19 protein-coding genes are annotated in these 20,001 nt (G+C 62.3%); 8 read left to right on the top strand and 11 right to left on the bottom strand.

What is annotated here, in order from left to right; genetic code table 11:
* The first annotated feature begins 80 nt into the window (after positions 1–80).
* Positions 81–983, top strand: a complete 903-nt coding sequence (locus tag BUC40_RS10230) for a LysR family transcriptional regulator (protein WP_073265298.1) — start codon at positions 81–83, stop codon at positions 981–983.
* Between the two features lie 27 nt (positions 984–1,010).
* Here BUC40_RS10230 and BUC40_RS10225 read toward each other — a convergent pair whose 3' ends face one another.
* Together BUC40_RS10225 and BUC40_RS10220 are read right to left on the bottom strand one after the other, a co-directional pair.
* A complete protein-coding gene (locus tag BUC40_RS10225; RefSeq protein ID WP_073265296.1) occupies positions 1,011–2,558 on the bottom strand; it encodes a GGDEF domain-containing protein in 1,548 nt (515 codons plus the stop codon).
* Between the two features lie 155 nt (positions 2,559–2,713).
* Positions 2,714–2,989 (bottom strand): hypothetical protein, encoded by a 276-nt coding sequence (locus BUC40_RS10220; RefSeq protein ID WP_341864608.1) that lies wholly within the window; start codon positions 2,987–2,989, stop codon positions 2,714–2,716.
* 300 nt (positions 2,990–3,289) lie between these two features.
* Between BUC40_RS10220 and BUC40_RS10215 the strand changes: the two genes are divergently transcribed.
* Complete coding sequence (locus BUC40_RS10215) at positions 3,290–4,555, top strand: MFS transporter (RefSeq protein WP_073265294.1); 1,266 nt, start codon at positions 3,290–3,292, stop codon at positions 4,553–4,555.
* Between the two features lie 30 nt (positions 4,556–4,585).
* On the opposite strand, the gene BUC40_RS10210 is transcribed toward BUC40_RS10215, so the two are convergent.
* Both BUC40_RS10210 and BUC40_RS10205 read right to left on the bottom strand, forming a co-directional pair.
* Positions 4,586–4,744, bottom strand: coding sequence for a GNAT family N-acetyltransferase (locus BUC40_RS10210; protein ID WP_279627146.1), 159 nt, complete (start codon positions 4,742–4,744; stop codon positions 4,586–4,588).
* Positions 4,745–4,827: 83 nt separating this feature from the next.
* Positions 4,828–6,384: a YdgA family protein gene (locus BUC40_RS10205; protein ID WP_073265292.1), complete on the bottom strand. Its 1,557-nt coding sequence runs from the start codon at positions 6,382–6,384 to the stop codon at positions 4,828–4,830.
* Positions 6,385–6,700: 316 nt separating this feature from the next.
* On the opposite strand from BUC40_RS10205, the gene BUC40_RS10200 reads away from it, so the two are divergent.
* Positions 6,701–6,919, top strand: coding sequence for a hypothetical protein (locus BUC40_RS10200; RefSeq protein WP_139272159.1), 219 nt, complete (start codon positions 6,701–6,703; stop codon positions 6,917–6,919).
* 232 nt (positions 6,920–7,151) lie between these two features.
* On the opposite strand, the gene BUC40_RS10195 is transcribed toward BUC40_RS10200, so the two are convergent.
* From BUC40_RS10195 to BUC40_RS10175, 5 genes are all read right to left on the bottom strand, one after another.
* On the bottom strand, positions 7,152–8,246 hold the full coding sequence (locus BUC40_RS10195; RefSeq protein WP_073265289.1) for a lipase family protein: 1,095 nt from the start codon (positions 8,244–8,246) through the stop codon (positions 7,152–7,154).
* Positions 8,243–9,235, bottom strand: a complete 993-nt coding sequence (locus tag BUC40_RS10190; protein ID WP_073265287.1) for a hypothetical protein — start codon at positions 9,233–9,235, stop codon at positions 8,243–8,245. Before BUC40_RS10190 ends, BUC40_RS10195 begins: the two co-directional genes overlap by 4 nt.
* Positions 9,236–9,341: 106 nt before the next feature.
* Entirely contained in the window at positions 9,342–10,334 is a 993-nt protein-coding gene (locus tag BUC40_RS10185; protein ID WP_073265285.1) for an aldo/keto reductase, read from the bottom strand.
* 56 nt (positions 10,335–10,390) lie between these two features.
* Positions 10,391–10,882, bottom strand: a complete 492-nt coding sequence (locus tag BUC40_RS10180; RefSeq protein WP_341864607.1) for a MaoC family dehydratase — start codon at positions 10,880–10,882, stop codon at positions 10,391–10,393.
* Between the two features lie 15 nt (positions 10,883–10,897).
* Positions 10,898–11,476, bottom strand: a complete 579-nt coding sequence (locus BUC40_RS10175; protein ID WP_073265281.1) for a TetR/AcrR family transcriptional regulator — start codon at positions 11,474–11,476, stop codon at positions 10,898–10,900.
* A gap of 171 nt (positions 11,477–11,647) precedes the next feature.
* Here BUC40_RS10175 and BUC40_RS10170 point away from each other — a divergent pair, with 171 nt between their 5' ends.
* The 5 genes from BUC40_RS10170 (at position 11,648) to BUC40_RS10150 (ending at position 17,149) form a co-directional block, all read left to right on the top strand.
* Positions 11,648–12,442: an SDR family NAD(P)-dependent oxidoreductase gene (locus BUC40_RS10170; RefSeq protein ID WP_073265279.1), complete on the top strand. Its 795-nt coding sequence runs from the start codon at positions 11,648–11,650 to the stop codon at positions 12,440–12,442.
* Between the two features lie 10 nt (positions 12,443–12,452).
* Complete coding sequence (locus BUC40_RS10165) at positions 12,453–13,241, top strand: SDR family NAD(P)-dependent oxidoreductase (protein ID WP_073265277.1); 789 nt, start codon at positions 12,453–12,455, stop codon at positions 13,239–13,241.
* Between the two features lie 110 nt (positions 13,242–13,351).
* Entirely contained in the window at positions 13,352–14,455 is a 1,104-nt protein-coding gene (locus BUC40_RS10160) for an NADH:flavin oxidoreductase (protein WP_073265275.1), read from the top strand.
* 140 nt (positions 14,456–14,595) lie between these two features.
* Positions 14,596–14,994, top strand: a complete 399-nt coding sequence (locus BUC40_RS10155; protein WP_073265273.1) for a DUF2946 family protein — start codon at positions 14,596–14,598, stop codon at positions 14,992–14,994.
* A 136-nt stretch (positions 14,995–15,130) separates the two neighbouring features.
* The gene (locus BUC40_RS10150) at positions 15,131–17,149 is read left to right on the top strand and encodes a TonB-dependent receptor (protein WP_083593505.1); all 2,019 of its coding nucleotides are present in this window, start codon (positions 15,131–15,133) and stop codon (positions 17,147–17,149) included.
* A 53-nt stretch (positions 17,150–17,202) separates the two neighbouring features.
* On the opposite strand, the gene BUC40_RS10145 is transcribed toward BUC40_RS10150, so the two are convergent.
* Entirely contained in the window at positions 17,203–17,742 is a 540-nt protein-coding gene (locus BUC40_RS10145) for a thioesterase family protein (protein ID WP_073265271.1), read from the bottom strand.
* Positions 17,743–18,269: 527 nt separating this feature from the next.
* Positions 18,270–19,874: a histidine kinase famiy protein gene (locus BUC40_RS10135; protein WP_073265267.1), complete on the bottom strand. Its 1,605-nt coding sequence runs from the start codon at positions 19,872–19,874 to the stop codon at positions 18,270–18,272.
* Positions 19,875–20,001: the final 127 nt, after the last annotated feature.

The following is a 20,001-nucleotide window of genomic DNA, read 5'->3' as shown; positions in this document are numbered from 1 at the left end:
GAAACATGCTTCGATGAGCTGGATGCTAAGCGCATAAATCTGATACAAAAAGACAACTGTTATCAGGAAATCTGACAACCATGGTTTTCACCAGCGAATCGCTTCGGGTCTTTCTTGCCGTCATCGACCAGGGTTCTTTTTCCGCCGCAGCCCGCATGCTGGGCCGCGTGCCTTCGGCCGTGAACATGGCGATTTCGCAGCTGGAGGCCGAGGTCGATCTGGAGCTGTTCGACCGATCAACCCGCAAGGCGCTGCCCACGGCGGCCGCCCGCGCCCTAGAGCCCCAGGCCCGGCAAGTGGTTAGCCAGCTGAACCTGCTCGACGCCCACGCCCTGCAACTGCACAAGGGCCTGGAGAGGCGGCTGGTGATCGCCATGGCACCGGAGCTGCAGACTGGCGCCTGGAGTCGACCGCTGACCACCCTGGCGCGGGAATTTCCGACCTTGGAAGTCGAGATCCGCTCGGCCGCGCAAACCGACGCAGTGCGCATGATTCATGACGGCAGCGCGCACGTGGCGCTGATGTTCGAGCGCCCCGGCATCGACGAGCGCGAAGCCTTCGCCGAGGCCGGCAGCCAACTGCTCACGGCGGTGGCGGCACCGGGCTATCCGTTCAACAGTGAAGGCACGCGGCTGGACGCCGGGCAGATGGCCGACACCCGACAGATAGTGGTAGCCAGTGACGACCCCAAAGCCTCGGAGCCGCAGATCGTGCTATCCCACCGGGTGTGGCTGACCGACAGCTACATGGCCACCCTTGATCTGGTGCAGGCCGGCATGGGCTGGGCCTATCTGCCCCATCCGCTGGTGCAGCCGATGATCGACTCGGGCGTGTTGGCCGCGGTGAAGTTCGACAACATGGCCAGCCAGATCCGCCTGTGGGTCGATGTGATCTGGTACAAGAGCCGCCCGCTGGGCCTGGGAGCGCGTCGCTACCTGCAACTGCTGCGCGAGCAGGTCGAGGCTGGGCCGGCGCGTTCATAAGGGTGTGACGGGCAACAGATCGGCAAATTAAAGCGCGGCCAGTACCACGCGATTGCGGCCCTGGCCCTTGGCGGCGTAGAGCGCACGGTCGGCGGCCGCGACCATCTCATCGACCGTGGCGAAGTCATCGCCCGGAATGCCTGCGACTACGCCAATACTCACGGTGACCTGATCATAAGCGGACTGGCGGTGCTCGATGCCCAGGCGCTGCACCGCCGCACGCACCTGCTCGGCCATCGCCACTGCCGGCTGGGCTTCCAGTTGCGGCATAACGATGGCCATCTCCTCGCCGCCATAGCGGGCCACTAGGTCGCCCTCACGGCGCATCAGGGCACGCATGGCTCTGCTGACTTCGATCAGCGCCTGGTCACCGCGCTGGTGGCCGTAGGCGTCGTTGTAGCCCTTGAAGAAATCCACATCGACCAATGCGAAAGCCAGCGGCGTACCATCGCTGCGGGCCCGCTGGAACACGCTGGCCAGATAACCATCGAGGTGTCGTCGGTTGGCCAGGCCGGTCAGGCCGTCTTCGGTGGCAAGGGTCTTCAGTGTGCTGTTGGCAGTGGCCAGTGACTGATGTGCGGCATGTAGCTCGACCGCCATGGCCGACTGCCGGCCCAGCGCGCGCAGCACCAGCAAGCCCATGATGCCGACGCCCAGCACAGCGGCCAAAGCAAAACCCCACATCGCCCAGGCGCGCTGTTTCCAGGCGGCCAGCGCTGCCTCTTCGGGCATCGCCACCGCCACTAGCACCGGGTACTTGGGGCTGGCGTCGAAACCATAGATGCGCCGCACGCCGTCGACGATGGCGGTCAGCGTCACCGAGCCCTTGTCGATGCCCTGGTTGATCGCCTTGAGCATCGGGCTCTGGGAAATATTGGTCAGATACGTCTGCGCGTCGCTCTCGGAACGAGCGAGGATGGTGCCATCGCGCTTGGCGAGCACCACGATGCCCTGCTCGCCGAGCGGCAGAGAACGATACAGGGTACGGAACCGCTCGACACTGAGCGTGGCCAGGGCGACGCCCAGAAAGGTGCCGTCATCGTCATAGATGCCCTTCGACAAGGTGATGACCCACTGCCCGGTAGTTTTGCCCTTCACCGGCTGACCGATATACAGCTCGTTGCCAGAGCCCTGCTGGTGGTGCTGAAAATAGACGCGATCGGCGTTGTTGTACGACTGGGTTTCGCCATTGGTGGCCAGAAAGTACTGACCGCTGGCGTCGGACATATACAGGCCGTCCAGCTCACCCAGTTCACTTATCTGGGCTCTGGCCACCTGGTTCAGCTCGCGAATGTTGGCCTCGCCATGCCCACCGGAGTGGTGCATGGAGATCAGCGCGGTCAGCACGGTATCGGCAACGCGAAAGGTCGACTCAGCCTGGCTGTTCAGCGCAGCCGCCAGGGTCTGCATGGCCTCCGTGCTCTTGGCCATGGCCTGGGCCTTGTCCCAGCGCACGTGCAGGGCGGTCGACAGCAACAGTACGCTGCACACGAAAATCACTGCGGCAATCAGCAGGCCACGTGGGTTACCGGCTCCCGAAGGCAGGTCGAACTGTCGCCGACCGGAATCATGCACGTCTGGTTCTCCCCGCTCGCTGCCGCGCCATCACATCGCCTCTGCTGCCCTGAAGGTCGTCGCGGCCCTGCCTTTCGATGCATGGCCGGGCGCGCACAGCGTACGCACAGATGAGCGCGGCGCCCAGCCCCCTGCGCGGGTATTGTCGACCTCGATCATGTTTGGCCCGAATTGGCTTCACGCCCACGGTTTTCGAACCAGTCGGCATAAAAGCTGTTAGCGACCAGATGGTGGTTGTGGTGCGGTGCGCCATCGCGCCACCACACCGGGCCACGCTCACCCAGGGCGACCTTGGCTGCCTGCACCTGGGCGCGTGCACGCTTTAGCGCTGCGGTATCGTCTGCCGCCTTGACGAGGCGCCGAGCCTCCATGAGCTCATTGACCAGGGCCTGGCGCCGCGACTCGCTCAACGCGGGATTGGACAGGCGCACAGTCGGCCCCTGACGAGCAGATAGCGGCCGTCGGGCGTGGTCAGCGCTGCAGCGCCGTGGCGACTCATCTGGCGGATCCGCCGCGGCCTGAACTCACCCGCGCGGTGCTGTTATGGTCGTACATGGGCCCTCGCCGTTGATCGCTGTCTGTCCCGAAATCGACCTTTAGAGGCGGCGCGGAAGTTTAGCCCGCTGCCGAATCAGGCGAGACAGGCGCGGCCTGCAGCCGTAAGCTTGGCGCCCTGTCCCGCTACCTGGCCGGGCGCCCCCGCATGCCAGCAGCCACTCGAAGCCTTGCGTATGAAAACCACCACCGATCTCGCCTCCCCCGAATCCGCTGTCAACGACGTTGCATCGCCCGTCCAGGCCCATGGCTTTTTGCTGCCGATCGTCGGCGCCGCTGCCTTCTCGCATCTGCTCAACGACATGATCCAGGCGGTGATGCCGGCGGTTTACCCGATGCTCAAGACCCAGTTCTCGCTGAGCTTCGCGCAGATCGGCTGGATCGGCCTGGTGTACCAGATCACCGCCTCGCTGCTGCAGCCGTGGATCGGCATGTACACCGACAAGCACCCCAAACCCTACCTGTTGCCCTCGGGCATGGTGATGACCTTTATCGGCATCGCCCTGCTCGCCTTTGCCAGCAGCTACGAGATGCTGTTGCTATCGGCGGCAGTAGTCGGCGTCGGCTCGGCAACCTTCCACCCTGAAGCTTCGCGTATCGCGCGAATGGCCTCCGGCGGGCGTTTCGGCACCGCGCAATCGACCTTCCAGGTCGGCGGCAACTCGGGCTCGGCCTTGGGGCCTCTGTTAGCAGCCGCCATCGTCATCCCCTACGGCCAGCATGCCATCGCCTGGTTCATGCTCGCCGCCGCCCTGGCGATCTTCGTGCTTTGCCGCCTGACGATCTGGAGCGTGCATCATGGCCAGGCGAAACTGAAAAACCTGGCCAGCAAGCAAACGGCCGGTCTGAACCGCGCCCAGGTGATCCAGGCCATCGCGGTGATCTGCGTGCTGATGTTCGCCAAGTTCGTGTACATCGCGGCGTTCACCAATTTCTTCACCTTCTACCTGATCGAGCGCTTCGCCATGAGCGTTCAGCAGAGCCAGATCTACCTGTTCATATTCCTCGCCGCGGTGGCGTTCGGCACCTTCGCCGGCGGCCCGGTGGGCGACCGTATCGGCCGCAAGGCAGTGATCTGGATTTCCTTCATGGGTGTGGCGCCCTTCGCCCTTGCCCTGCCCTACGTCGGCGCTACGGCAACAGCGGTGCTGGCGATCCTGATCGGCCTGGTGATGTCCTCAGCCTTCGCCGCCCTGGTGGTCTATGCCCAGGAAGCGGTGCCGGGGCGCGTGGGCATGGTCTCCGGATTGATGTTCGGCCTGATGTTCGGCATTGGCGGCATCGGTGCTGCGGTACTCGGCGAGCTGGCCGACGTGCACGGCATCGTTTGGGTTTATCACTTGGTGTCGTTCCTGCCACTGCTGGGCCTGGCCACCGCGCTGCTGCCGCGCACCGGGCAGCTCAAACCGCAGGCTCCAGTAGCGACTCCAACAGGTCGCTAAACCGACGTCTGCGGCTCAACACTGCCTTTCCTAGTGCAGGTAGCCGCGCGCATTCACTCCGACCTCGACGAATCCGGCGCGCTCGTAGAGCAGCCAGGCGGGGTTGTCACCTCGCACATGCAGGCTCAGCGTCTCGAAGCCTGCCTGCCGCGCCGCCTCGATGTAGGCCTCGACCAGCATCTGGCCAATCTTTTGTAAGCCTTATCTAGGACGGGACACCGCCCACAAAAAAGCCAGTCGTATGACTGGCTTTTTTGCATCAGGCAAGCGCGTTACTCGGGCTGGTCAGCGCCTTCATCGTATTGCGATCCGTCTTGCGAATCGTAAGCCGATGGGTCGTCACCCAGGCCACCGCCCATGCCGCCGGTCTTGGACATCACCAGGGTGACGAACTCCTCGACGGTCATGTCCTGACCGTTGAAGGTCACCTTGTTGTCGGCGTAATGCAGCGAGGATTGCAAGGTATCGCCTTCCAGGGTCAGCAGGCCGGTGCCAAGCGCCATGCCGCTGCCCATCTCGGTCATCATTGTCGCCTGCTCTTCGATGGCCTTGGCATCGGTAACGCCTTCAAGTGCGGCCTGGATGCGCACGCCATCGCCGATCACCGCCTTGGCAACCGAAAGCTTGGCCTCGAGTTTCGCGATGGTCTGCCTGGCCAGTTCGTCAGGCGCCAGCTCGAAGGACTCCGGTTTGTCCAGATCCAGCACCACACGCAGCGAAGCCTGGCCATGGACCGTGGTGAGGGTGAGGTTGTCCAGCGCCAACTGTGGCTTGCCGGCGAGCAGCTTCTCAAGATCGGCCTTCATGCGCGTTTCTTCATCGGCAGAGAAGTCGAGTTCTGGCGCTTCCTCACCCAAGGCCTGGGCCTGCTGAATCGGGGTCAGCTTGTCCTGATAAAGCTTGATCAGCGACTGTAACGCAGCGCTGTCGAAGTTCTTGATCGCCCACAACGTGCGCAGGCTACCGATGTCCTTGCCATCATAGCTGACCATGCCGATGTCATAGCCAATCTGCCCGTTGAGCGAGGTACCGCTCTCCTGCAGGCTGCCGACCTGGGCGAGGTCCTTGATCAGTACAGCAGGCTTGTCGCCCACTTTGATCTGCGCGGTGGCCAGCTTGATGCTGCTGTCACCCACATAGAAATCACCGCTGCCCAGGTGCTGCTCGCTGCTCACGGTCAGATTGCGCAGGTCGACCTGCATGGGCGTGTCATCGGTAGTGTTGAGCAGCAGGCTGTCCATGCCGCCACTGACCTGTACCTGCTTGGCATTCTTGCTGGCTTCGATATCCAGGGTCATGCCGGAAAACTTGACTGTGGAGGTTGGCGACGGCGCGAAATCCAGCGGTGTGAGCACCATAGTGCCCTGGGTCGAGCCGTCGTAACCCAGAACGCCTGTACCGGTTAGAGGCGCAGCGCCCTTGGCGGCATCGAACCACCTCTGGGTCAGTTCGTTGGGCTCCAGCTGGTAGCTGCTGGCTGCCATGACCGGCCACAGGTTCAGGCGCATGAGCCGCGAGGCCGGCAGCGGGCCGTGCTCGATGTTATCCACCAGCAGAATCTCGATATGCCGTGGCTCGCCGTCTTTAGCCGGTGCGTCCAGGGAGAAGCGGTAGTGCGCAGTACTGCTGAACAAGCGAGTTTCCAGTGACACCAGTTCGAACTTGGTGGAAACGCCCGTACCCAGCAGCGCGTCGGCACCCTGCTTGTTGGCCTCATCGATAAGGTTGTTCAGCACACCGGGCAACTGGGTGCCGGTGTACCAGGCGCCTGCTGTGCTGAGGGCGCCAACGGCAACCAGGCTTACTGCTACTGCTGCTAATTTGTTCATCGTCTGCTCAATGCATATCCATGATGGGAATGTTCGGCCTTCCTGGCCTGGCGCAAGGCGCGCGGTGCTGCGAAAGGCGGCGGCAATCTTAGCACCGCAGCGCTTGTGGCTCTGTGCGATTGCTCGCTATTTCTCACTGGATCAGCCCGTCGCGGACGTTAAAAATAGGCAGACATGTCACTCATCGGCAGGACGGTGATTACCAACAACTTGTGCTGAATCCTTCTGCCTGGCGTGCAGTCATATCTCACCAGTAGGGCGCGGAATCATCTGCGCTCAATGCCGGCCGGCTACTGGCCATGACCGAGGTGCGCAAATGGCTACACAAAGTGAAATGGTGCTGGAGCAGGCCATATTGGCCATGTTGGGCGCCTGCATCGACCTGGGTTACGACGTCGACAAACTGGCAAAGAAGGCCCAGGTGCTGGTTATGGACAACAGCAAGTACAACTACGTCGAGCAGCCGCTGCCCTCGACACCTCACGAAGCCATCGAGCGCGCGCTGTCGACGGTGAAAAGCGCACCTCGGATCTGAGGTGAGAACCTGCTCACGATCTTTATGTGCATGAAGCGGCAGCTATAAGGCAGAAGCGGACATCGGGCGCTGCTGCTTTTGTAGGAGGGGCTTTAGCCCGAGCTCTATTAGGATGCAAAGAGCTCGCGGCTAAAGCCGCTCCCACGGATCGCAGAAAGTCCGCTTTTGCCTTGTAGCAGCCTCTTTCATAACGCCTAAAAAGATCGTGAACCGATCCTAAAAGTATCCGCCATCAAGGATCGATCTTACGCCGCCCCCACGAGAACGGCGCCAGCACCCAGAACACTGCGTAGGCCAGCAGGCGCGTGCATACCCGCACCACCAGCGGCGCCGGCCGCCAATTCGGTTCGGCAACGAAAGCGCCCTCCGGGCGAAAGTGCGCCAATGGCCGGGTCAGAAAAGCTTGCCATAGACCATGCCGCGCAATCGCCACGCTCAGGTTTTCGGGGAGAAAGAACCCCGAATGACCGTAAGTCGCGGCACGCACATTGAGCGTGGATTTCGCCAGATACCCCACCTTCCCGCCCGGCCCGGCGCCGGGAATGACGTACTGGGCGAAGGGCACGGCGCGATCCTGACCGCCAACATGATTGAGCACCGCCTCCACTCGACCGTCAGCGATCAACCGATCCCAGTCGAAATCAGGGCGCACGATGCTCGCCGCGGTGATGATGCGGCCGAACTTAAGGTCGGCGAACCCGGGGTTTTCCAGCACGCGGGACAACAGCAGCGTGCCGAAACTGTGGGCTATGATGTCCGGCCTATCGGGCAGCCGGCTCTTTTGCGCTTCTTCGATGGCGATGCGCATGCGCTCACCCAGGCGCCTGGCGAGGCGTTCGTGCAGCCAGCGGGCGAATACGTCGATGGTCGCCCAGCCGTATTTGTAGATCAGCACCGGCGCTGAATAGCTGAGGCGATTGGCGATCTCCCAACTGAAAGCCTCCTGCCACTTGGCACGGCTGTTCATGCCGTGGATGACGATCACCCAGCGAATATCGCGACTGACCTCACCGACCAGCCGGTAATAAAGCACGCTGATCGGCTCACAGCCCTCGGCCTGGTAATCCGTCTGGCAGTACGGGCACGCATCAAGGATCGCGCCGAGTGGCAACAGCCGCTCACAATCGCCCATGGGGCAACGGTAGGCGTTGATCCGCTGTGCACCGCCGCTGGCAATCAGCGCCTCGAAGTGGCGCTGCAGAGCCGGATCCTCGGCGTCAGCGCCTACAGCCTGAGCGAATTGCACCAGAGAGAATTCGAGTTCGACGCCCTGCTCCAGGCGCCTTTCTATCTCGGCCTGCCAGTGGCCCGTGGCTAGATGATTCATGGCGCGCCGTTGTACGCCCAGAGTAGCTCGACGATACGTACGATGTCCTCGCGTTTGCACTGCGCCCAGATGCGGAGCCGCCCTTCACGGCCATACACCTGCACCGCGATACGTCGGCTAGTGCCGTGTTCCTCGGCGGCGAAATGCAGCATGCCCTGGGCACGGTCGAACTGACCAGTGTCCACTGCCTGCAGCACCATGCGAACCGGCTCCACGGCTTCGATGCCGCCCTCGGCCAGGGTCGAGGCCATCTCCACATAGCCACCGTCGAGTTCGAAACGGGTCGAATGCACGCCCTTGCCTTTGCTCGCCGCGACTTTTACCGCTTGGTTGAGGGGAATCTGTTGCAGGTGCGCGTCCGGGCAACCAATCGCCGTCAGGGTCAGGCGCACATCCTGAAAGACCGCCTTATGATCGATCTCCGGGTTACGGTGAATCAGCACTGCACAATAAGCATCAACGAAGCGCCATTCGAAGCGCACCACGCTGCGGTCGAGGCGCTGCCGGTAAGCGTCGAAGCGATAATGCTCCAACCCTTCTTCGAGAGAGAAATCCTTGGGTTTGAAACGATTCCAGCCGGCTTTGCCTTGATGCCAGACCATCGACAGGCCCGCGTCGGTCAGCGCGATGTGCTTGAGTTCAAGTGCTTGTGGAAAGTCCAGGCTGGCGCTGGCGTTCAGCACGCTGGCGTGGACGCTCGCCGCAATACCGCCGGCGAGTACCGCCGGCTCAATCAGCGGCGGCTCGATCAGGTAAAGATGCTGATCGCCCCAACCTTCGACTTCCGCCAGCCAGGCTTCGAGCTTTTCCTGAGTCAGCTCGTCGGCATCGATGGCGGCGTCCAGATTGGCGGCAAAGTCTTCCTTGGTCGCGCCAATCTTGACGTTGGTGCCGCGCAACAGCTCCCTGATGAAGGCATTGCCCTGGGAAACGATGACGCGGCGCACCAATTCCTTGAGTTGCGGTTTGCTTAGCAGATCCGTGCCCATGCCCTCTCCTGATGATGCAACGCGTCACGCCGGTCGGTTGGCACCCAACACAACATAGCTATACGCCATCATACTGCGTGGAGAGGATTTTGGCGCTGCGCCCGTGCTACGCGATCACCTGCCTGCCCGCCAGCACCGCTCTGGCGGGCGTCGCCTCACCAAGCGCGCTCACCACATCGAGCCGTTCGAGCTGCTCGGCCGAGAGACTGATCGCCAGCGCACCGAGGTTATCGGTGGCCTGCGCCAGAGAACGCGGGCCGATCATCGGCACCGAGCCGTGGCTGCCGGCCCAGGCGATGGCGACCTCGCCCGGCGTGGCGCCCAGCTCCTCGGCGATGGCCAGCACCGTATCGAGAATCTGCGTGCGCTGCGGCGAGTTCTCGGCCTGAAATACCCGCCCGCCTAGGCCCTCGGCCCGGCCCTTCTCGCCCTGCCGATATTTGCCGGTGAGCATGCCGCCACCCAGTGGCGACCAGGTGAGCATACCCAAACCCAGCGCGCGGCAGGCCTGGAACAAATCCGCCTCGGGCTCACGATGCACCAGGCTGTGCTCGAACTGCGCAGCGGCGATGGGCAGCGAGCGCGTCAGCTCCGCCAGCGTAGCGATATGGGCCAGGCGCCAGGCCGGGAAGTTGGACAGCCCGGCGTAGAGGATCTTGCCGGCGCGAGCCAGGTCGTCGAGCCCGCGAATCAGCTCCTCGGCCGGCGTCACGCCATCAGGATGGTGCACCCAGTAAAGGTCGATGCGGTCGGTCTTCAGGCGCTTCAGGCTGGCCTCGACGGAAGCGACCATCGCCTTGCGGCTGTTACCAGTCACCAGGCGGTTGGCGTTGGGCACTGCGCCGCTGGTGTACTTGCTGGCGAGCAGGAAATCCTCGCGGCGCCCTTGCAGCAGCGTGCCGAGCAGCGCTTCGGACTGGCCGAACTGATAAACGTCCGCGGTATCGATGAAATTGCCGCCGGCTTCGGCGTAGGCATTGAAAATACTCGTGCAGGTATCCGGGTCGGCGCCATGGCCCCACCCCGTGCCGAAGTTGCCCGTACCCAGTGCCAATTGGGAAACCTGCAAGCCCGTATTGCCGAACGCTGCGTATTTCATGGTCTGCTCCATTGTCGTCATCGCCGCCAGGCGGCACTGTTCGAGGTCGGTTGTGTTTAGTGCTCAGGGCGCCGTTGCACCACCAGGCTGCCCACGGAAATCTGCACGGCCTGATCATTCTGGTTCAGGGTGGTGGTGCGCAGTTTGACCAGTCCCTGGGAGGGCCTGGATTTGGAAGGCCGTACTTCCAGGACTTCGAGTTCGACTCGCAGCTCATCGCCGGGCCTCACCGGCAGCGGCCAGCGCAGTTCATCGAAGCCGGCACCGATAATGCCGCCCGCGAGCTTCAACTCGCAGTCCACGAGCAGGCGCATGGTCATCGAGGCGGTGTGCCAGCCGCTGGCAGCCAGCGATCCGAAAAGCGACTCGCGCGCGGCCTCGTTATCGAGGTGAAAGGGCTGAGGATCGAACTCGCTGGCAAACGCCTTGATAGCATTTTCTTCTACCCGCGCTCGGGTGTTGCCCTTGAAGCATTGCCCTGGTGCGAGGTCGTCGAGGTAGTGAATGGTCATTGCAGCCTCCGTTTCAGCCCGCCGCCGCAGCGACATTGGATGGTGGTGAGATCAGCCTTGCTCATCCGCAGCGACAGCAAGAAGCTGCGCGCGGCACACGTTGATGATTTCATCGGCCAGCGCGGAGTCGTCCGGGCAGGCTCGCGACAACACAATCGCGCCAACCGCCTGAGCCAACTGACCGATCAGCGTGGCGCGCTGCTCCTGGCTCGCATCGCCATCCGTTCCACTTTCGTTACGCGCCAGCGTTGCCAGCAAGCTGTCGATGCCGTCGGCGAAGATCGACTTGAGGTTCTCCGCCTGGCGCGCCGCATCGCCGCCAAGAGCGGCAAGCGTACAACCGGCATCGCGAGAATCACGGTGCTTGCGCGACACGTAAAAATCGAAGAACTGCGCGGCATCTGCCGCCTGGGTGAGTTCGAGCGTTTTCGAGATACCGCAAGCCGCCGACTCCGCCACCAAATCGGCCTTGGAGCCAAAGTGCTTGTAGAAACCACCATGGGTAAAGCCAGCGGCGGCCATCAGATCGGCCACGCCAACGCCGTCATAACCGCGCTCACGAAACAGGTGCGAAGCCGTTTCCACGATCAATGCCCGGTTCGCCTGCGCCTGGGCTTTGCTCACTCGCATAGCGGGATGCCTCCTGAAGTCGTGTCGGTTAACTGACCGCCACTATACATAGATGCCGATCATAATCAAAAGGCATTGACAGGAAAGATTACGATCATCATCTTAATGGCACGCCGACGCCACCGCTTTTAACAGCCGCCGACGCCCACTCCCACTATCGAGCAGATCACCATGACCCAACTCTCTACCGTACTCATCACCGGCGCCTCGTCCGGAATCGGCGCCGTTTACGCAGAACGCTTCGCCCAGCGCGGCCATGACCTGGTGCTGGTCGCTCGCGACGGGGCGCGCCTGGAATCACTGGCCAGCCGCCTGCGTACCGAGCATGGGGTTGCCGTGGATATCCTCCGTGCCGACCTGACCCAGGCCGATGACATCAGGCTCGTCGAAGCGCGGCTGCGTGACGATGCCAGCATCGGTGTGCTCATCAACAACGCAGGCATCGCGCAATCAGGCAGCTTCGTCGAGCAGACTGGGGACGCAATCGAGCGGCTGATCACCCTCAACACCACCGCGCTGGCACGCCTTGCCAACGCCATCGCGCCGCGCCTGGCGCAAGCGGGTGAAGGCAGCATCGTCAATATCGGCTCGGTGGTCGGCCTGGCGCCGGAACTGGGTATGACGGTATATGGCGCGAGCAAGGCGTTCGTGCTGTTTCTGTCCCAGGGGCTGAGCCTGGAGCTGAACCCCAAAGGCGTCTATGTGCAGGCGGTATTGCCGGCCGCGACGCGCACCGAGATCTGGGAGCGTGCGGGCATCGACACCAACGCCATCCCGGAAATGATGGACGTCAACGAGTTGGTCGATGCAGCGCTGGGCGGCTTCGACAAGCGTGAGCCCGTGACCATCCCGCCTCTGCACGATGACTCCGCCTGGGGCACACTCCAGGCCGCGCGGCAAGCGCTGCTCGGCGGCATCAAGCAATCCCACGCGGCCGAGCGCTACCGCTCGGTCGGCGCGCACTGAGGCTGACGCCATGCCGTCGAATAGAGGCACCTGGGTGCTTATCACCGGCGCGTCGAGCGGCCTCGGCGAGGAATTCGCCAGGCAATACGCGGCGCTTGGCCATAACCTGATACTCGTTGCCAGGCGGTTGGAGCGGCTTGAGGTGCTGGCGGATTCATTGCGCCAGCAGCACCGCATTGACGCGCTGGTCGAGCAGGTAGACCTCACCGACATCGCAGCCGTGGGCCGCTTGCATCAACGTTTGACTGAAGAGCGCGGCATCGAGGTCGATGTACTGATCAACAACGCAGGCCATGGTTTGCAGGGGCCGTTTCTGGACAGTCAGCCTGAGGCGGCTCTGTCGATGATCCAGTTGGACATTGCCAGCCTCACCGCCATGACCCACCTCTTCGGCCAGGACATGCGCCGCCGCAAACGCGGCAAGATCCTGCAGGTCGCCAGCATTCTCGCTTACCAGGGCGTCGAGAGCTTCGCGGTCTACTCGGCGGCCAAAGCCTACGTGCTGCGCTTTAGCGAGGCATTGCACCGGGAGTTCAAACGCGACGGCGTGACCGTCACGGCGCTGTGCCCGGGCCTGACCGACACCGGCTTCGCCAGTACCGCTCAGCAGCGCATCACGCCCATGCTGAGGGCCGTGATGATGGAGACGCCGCCAGTGGTGCGCGCTGGTATTCGCGCCATGAATAATGGCCGTATCAGCACAGTGCCTGGTGTTGCCAACAAGCTGAATGTCGTGTTCATGTGGGCAACCCCGCGCTGGCTTCATCAGGCCGTTCTGGCCCGAATAATGACTGCGTAATCGAGTTGTTGGCTGTGTTCGCTAGCCAGATATCGCCATAACCCCAGCTTCACCCAATTTGCAGAGCCGCTGATGACCCAGCGGCCACTCAACCCCTGATGGAGTGATTTATGTCCGACGACGTTCTGTTCAGCCCCTTCAAGCTCAAGGGCCTGGAACTTGCCAACCGTATCGTCATGGCGCCGATGACCCGCGCCATGGCCCCGGAAGGCATTCCCGGTCCGCAACATGCCGAGTATTACCGCCGCCGCGCTGCCGGTGGTGTCGGCCTGATTCTCACCGAGGGCACGGTGATTGATCGCCCTGCCTCGCGCAACATGTCGGGTATTCCGTTCTTCCACGGCGCCGCAGCGTTGGCCGGCTGGGCTGAAGTCGCCAAGGCTGTTCACGCCGCTGGCGGGCTTATCGGGCCGCAGGTCTGGCACACCGGTTCGACACGCGGCCAGGGCGGTTGGGAGCCTGAAGCGCCGGTCGAAAGCCCATCGGGGCTGGTTGGCCCGGATGATAAACGCGGCGTGGCGATGAGCCTGGAAGATATCGCCGACACCGTAGCCGCCTTTGCCAGCGCCGCAGCCGACGCCAAGCGTCTGGGCTTCGATACCGTGGAGCTGCATGGCGCCCACGGTTACCTGATCGACCAGTTCTTCTGGCCTGGCACCAATACCCGTACTGACGCCTTTGGCGGTGCGACCATCGCCGAGCGCTCGCGCTTCGCTGCCGAAGCGGTACGCGCCGTGCGTGCAGCAGTCGGTGCAGACTTCCCGCTGATCCTGCGGGTCAGCCAGTGGAAGCAGCAGGACTACGCCGCGCGCCTGGCCACCTCGCCAGAGCAGATGACCGAATGGCTAGCGCCGCTGGTGGATGCTGGCGTGGACATTCTGCATTGCTCGCAGCGCCGTTTCTGGGAGCCGGAATTCCCGGAAATCGACGGCACCGAAGGCCTGAACTTCGCCGGCTGGGCGAAAAAACTGACCGGCGCAGCGACCATCAGTGTCGGCTCGGTCGGCCTGGATGGCGACTTCTTCGGCGCCTTCGGCGGCAAGGGCTCTGGGGCCGCGGTGCTGGACAACCTGCATCAGCGCATGGAGCGTGAAGAGTTCGACCTGATCGCTGTGGGCCGCGTACTGATCTCCGACGCCGAGTGGGCCAACAAGGCCCGCAACGGTGAGCCGCTGCCAGGCTTCGACGCTGCCGATCTCGCCACATTGGCGTGATGATTTGCGCACAGCTGTGCGCATGAAACAGGGCGGGCGTGGGGATCAACTCTCCGCGCCCTGCCCGCCTCTGCCCATGCGGCAATTGACCACGCCAAGCATCCGCGCCAAACCTTACCGTGGTGGTAAAGTTCGGCCCCATGAAATTCGTACGCGCTGAACGGTCATTGATTGCATGGATGCTGTACGCCAGCGTTCTGTTCAGTCTGTTCGTCTGCGGTATTCATCACGGGCAAATGAGTGGCCTGGCCCTCAGCGGCCTGAACAGTGGCTACTGCGCCTTTGGCAGCGATCACGCCCAGATCTACGACGACAGCAACTCCAGCCAGTCTCAGCAAATGAGCGCGCAGTTCAGCTGCCCACTGTGCTCCTCCACGTCCCTGGCCATTGCCCTCAACACCGCCTCGTGGAACATCGGCTACCTTCAGTCGGCCACACCGTCGCCGATTCTCGAACACAGCCTGGCGCAACCGCCACCGCGCTACCTGCGGCCCTCCCTGAATCCTCGCGCCTCCCCTTCCCGCTTCCTCGCCGTGTGACCCAATCAGCCTGACTCCGTCGGTCTGCGCGTTCGTGCAGCCGCGAATCAGCGTCACTTATTTGCGTGGAAACACCTCCATGAAAACCACACACATCGCTCTGCTGCCAGCAGTGCGCCGCTCGGCGCCTCACGTAATGCTGTCCTGCCTGTTCACCGCCGCGCCACTGACCTTGGCCATCGCCGATACCCGCAGTGCTGGCGACTCCATCGTCACGCTGGGCGCAGTCAGCGTGGTCGGTGAGCAAACCGGTCCGCTGGCCAGCCGCAACATACTCAGTTCGGTTGACGTACTGGGCGCCGACATCCTCGAAAAGCAGCCCGTGCAATATAGCTGGGAGCTGTTCAGCCGCGCACCCGGCGTGATGCTCACGCAGTTCAACCAGGGCACCACCTCCGGCAAGCTGTCGTTTCGCGGCTTTAATGGCGAAGGTGAAGTAAACGCGGTCAAACTGCTGGTCGACGGCATTCCCAGCAACACCAACGACGGCAACATGCCCTTTATCGATATGGTGTTCCCGCTGGAGATCGACAGCATCGAAGTGGTACGCGGCACCAATGATCCACGCTACGGGCTGCACAACATTGCCGGCAACGCCAGCATCAACACCCGCCAGGGCGGCAACGACGGCAAGCTGCGCCTGCGCTATGGCAGCTTCGATACCCGCGAGCTGCAGCTGGTCAAAGGCGTCGAGGATGGCAACTGGAGCCAGAACTATTCGTTCAGCTATCAGGGCAGCGGCGGTTACCGGGATCACGCCGACGCCGAGCGCATGAGTTTCTCGGGCAAGTGGTTCTACACCGCCGACAACGATGCCTGGCGCGCCGGTTTGATCGCCCGGCACTACAAGGCCGATGCCGACGAGGCCGGCTACCTGAGCCGCGCCGACTCACGAAACCGGCCGCGCCAGTCGTACGCCAACAACGCCACCGATACTGGCGAGCGCGAGATGAACCAGCTCAGCCTGCACCTCGATGCCACCCTCTCTGACACCTTGAGCCTGGCCACCAAGGCTTATGTGAACACGTTCGAGGATCGCCGTTGGACGCAGTACTGGCGCACCTCATCGCAACAGGAACGCTACGCCGACGAAACCCAGTACGGCGCGCTGAGCAGCCTGACCTGGCGGCCGGAGGTGGAGCACCTGCATGCTTTCGCGCTCGAGAGCGGCGCCGAGGTACAGCGCCAGGAGAACGAAAGCCTGCGCTATCGAACTCAGCAACGCAGTCGCGTAACGCAGACCCGCGATCAGCAATTCGACCTGAATGTTTACGGCGCCTACCTGCAGGCGGTGATCGAGCCGACCGACACGCTGAAGATCATCCCGGCGTATCGCGTCGACAAGCTCTACGGCGACTACCGCAACGAGCTGACCGGCGAACAGGCCGACGTCAACGACTATGGCTTGATCAAACAGCCGAAGATCAGCGTCGTCTATTCGCCGTGGCAACAGGCGAGCTTCTACGCCAATTGGGGGCGCAGCTACCAGGTCGGTGTTGGCTCGGCGGCCTATCGCCTGGCCAGCCAGAGCGACGACCTGAAACCGTCGATCAACGATGGCTGGGAAACCGGCATCAAGTTCAGGCCGACCGCGTGGTTGGATGGACGCATCGCTTATTGGGAACAGGAGGCCTCGGACGAGGTGCAGCGCAAGCTCAACGATGCGGTGGGCGACGCCGAGAACGTCGGGCAGACCCTGCGCAAGGGCTGGGATTTGCAGGTCAACCTGTACCCGACCGAGGCCAGCAGTATCTGGCTGTCCTACTCGCGGCAATTCTCCGAGATTCTAAAACCCAACCCCAATCTGCCGGCCAGCAAGGGCAAGGAGATGGATCACGTCCCTCATCACCTGTATGCCGCAGGCACCACCTATCAGCTGACGCCCGCACTGCAGCTATCGGCCTGGGCCAATGCGCAAAGCGACTACTACCTGGAGCGCACCAACAGCACGGGTAAATACGGTGACTATGTGCTGCTCAACCTGGGTGCGGTTTATCAGGTCACGCCGACGCTAAGTGTCGACCTGCAAGCCAAGAACATCACCGACCGTTACTACGAATACGCCTGGTATGACGACAGCGCTGGTGTACAGCAATCATTGCATGCCGCGGGCGATGGTCGGGCGCTGTATGCGGGGCTGACGCTGGACTTCTGATAGATAAGCGGAACCACGATGTCACCGCTATACCCTAGGGCGTGGCGGTGAGATTACTGTTCCTCGTCGCGCAACTGGCTGCTCAGCCTGTCGCAACTGGCGGACCACTGCGTCAACCAATCCGGCAGCGCTGGCGATTGCTCCGGCAAGCCCAGCTCCAGGGCGAACTCTCCCGGCGCCACATTGCCTTTGCGGCCGCGAAAAAGCCCACGCATGATCACCACGCCGACCACGCGGCCATCTTTGACGAAGCGGTGTTCGACGAAACTCCACTTCTCATCCCAACCCAGCATGCGGGTGTGGATTTCGAAGGCTTCGAACAGCTTCAGCTCACGGCGAAACTTGCCCCATACATCGCCGACGATGGGCAGTGCCTTGTGCCGCAAGGCCACCCGAAACGCGCCGCTGCGCAGCACATAATCCATACGACCGACATCGGAAAGCGTGAAGTAACGGCCATTGGTGACATGCCGGTTGAAGTCCAGATCCAGCGGCCACACGCGCATGCGCACCACCGTGGTGTCGAACGCGGAGACCGGTTTGCGCCAGGGGCGGCGAAGAAGCATCAGAAGGAGACGAAACCAGAGATTCACGGAAGCGGCCTGTATCAGCGAAAAGGTTCCACTTTATACAGGGCGCGACAAACTCAGGTAGCTGCTAAACAACCTTTTGCGAGGGGATTTACGCACTGTGAGCGTGCCAGTGATGATGTAAACAGTTCAGCTGCCGGGCGAGCTTTGCGAATCATCCCGAGAGTTTTCCCGTAATGGATCGGTAGGTTTCGAAACGCTCTGCCTCCCAGGCTCCAGTCGCCGCTTCACTTGGGCGATGAAGTCGAGCATCACCGCCTGCACGAGTACGCTATTTCCCAGCTGCGCGGTACTCAAGTGCCGTTGCCCTAGGCACTGCCCGTCACTGGCCAGCGCCTTGAAGCATATTCCGGTCGGGCCTCTTTCGAGTTCGAGCTGGCAGCCGGTTTCCGTCATGAATCTGCTGATGTATTTGTCCATATCCTTGTGAGACGGATACATGCAGAACAGTTCGTATAGTCTTCCGACCACTCGTCAGGGTGGCCCGAAAGGCGCTGCGGCGGGCTATCCCGCCACATTGGCTTGCTGCGTCAGCCTACGCCAGTCGGCCCGTCGATGACCTGGCGCACCTTGCGCGCCAGCTCGTTGGGCACGTAGGGCTTGGAGATCACGTCGAACTCACTGCCACCCGCGTCGGTGCGCTCAAGCGAGTTTTCCGCATAGCCGGTGGTCAGCAGCACCTTGAGCCCCGGTTTGCGACGCCGCGCCTCGCGCGCCAGCATCACGCCATTCATACCGCCCGGCATGATCAGGTCGGTGAACAGCAGATCGTATTCGGCCACATCCAGCCTGAGCAGCGCTTCGCGGGCGTTAAGGGCGATCTCGGCGACATAGCCGTAATCCTCCAGCACCATGCGGGCGAGGTCGGCAACGTCCGGGCGATCTTCCACCACCAGCACGCGCTCGGTGCCGTTACGCTCGTTGGTGCGTTCCTTCGCCGGGCTGTGGACCACCTGACTGTCATCGGCCGGGAAGTACAGGCGCAGCGTGGTGCCCACGCCCTCCTCTGAATAGATGCGCACGGCGCCACCGGATTGCTTGACGAAGCCATAGACCATCGACAGGCCAAGCCCGGAACCCTTGCCTTCATCCTTGGTGGTGAAGAACGGGTCCATCACGCGGCTGCTCACGCTATCGGACATGCCCATGCCGTTATCGGTGATCGCCACGCTGACGTAACGGCCGGGCATCAAGCCGTCATAGGACATGCTCGCTAGCTCTTCGACAGTGACGTTCTTGGTTTCGATATGCACCACGGGCTGTTCGCGACCTTCCAGTGCGTCGCGGGCGTTGATCAGGATATTGAGAAACGCCACCTCGGCCTGAGTCGGGTCGATCCGGCAGTTCCACAGCGCTTTATCCAGCGTCAGGCGCAGATTTGCGTGCCCCAGGGTGCGCTCGCCGAGCTCCTGGAAGCCATGGATCATGCCATTGAGGTTGACTACCCGGCCTTCGAGCTTCTGCTTACGCGAGAACGCCAGCAATTGCTGAGTAAGCGTGGCCGCACGGTCCGCCGCATTGCGGGCATTGTTCACGCAACGCAGGATGCGGTTCTGGTCGTATTCGGGCTTGCTGGCGGTGCGCTCAAGCACTTCCAGGTAACCGATCATCACCTGCAGCAGGTTGTTGAAATCGTGGGCGATGCCGCCGGTGAGCTGGCCGAGCGCTTCCATCTTCTGCGCCTGGCGCAGCCCTTCCTCGGCATCGCGGCGGCGGCTGATATCGAGCTGCGAGGCGAAGAAATAGATCAGCTCGCCGGCATCGTTATAAACCGGCGAGACGAACAGCGCGTTCCAGAAGGTCGAACCATCCTTGCGGTAGTTGATCAGCTCGACCGATATGTCGCGGCGCGCGGCAATCGCTTCACGCACCTGAGTGACAACCGAGCGATCGGTTTCCGGCCCCTGCAGAAAGCGGCAGTTGCTACCGACGATTTCCTCGGCCTCATAACCGGTCATTTCCAGAAAGGCGTTATTGGCAAAGATGATCGGGTTGTCGTCACGGTTAGGGTCAGTGACGATCATCGGCATGCGGGTAGTTTCCACCGCGGCGAAGAAGATGTTCTTGCCCGAGCCCGAAATATCCCCTGACGAGGAATTATCGACCCGGAAGTTCTGCTTGCCACCTGTTGGCATCGGCTCACCTATAGAGCTGCGGGCGGGGCCGCATGAGCTGGCCCCTGTGCAATATTCGAGCAGCGAAGCGGCGAGAAGTTCTACAAGCGATTGAGGCTGTACAACTACAATCAAAAAGATCGCAGCT

It is taken from the genome of Phytopseudomonas punonensis (genome assembly GCF_900142655.1).
GTDB lineage: Bacteria > Pseudomonadota > Gammaproteobacteria > Pseudomonadales > Pseudomonadaceae > Aquipseudomonas > Aquipseudomonas punonensis.
This window is presented reverse-complemented; position numbering and strand designations above follow the sequence as displayed.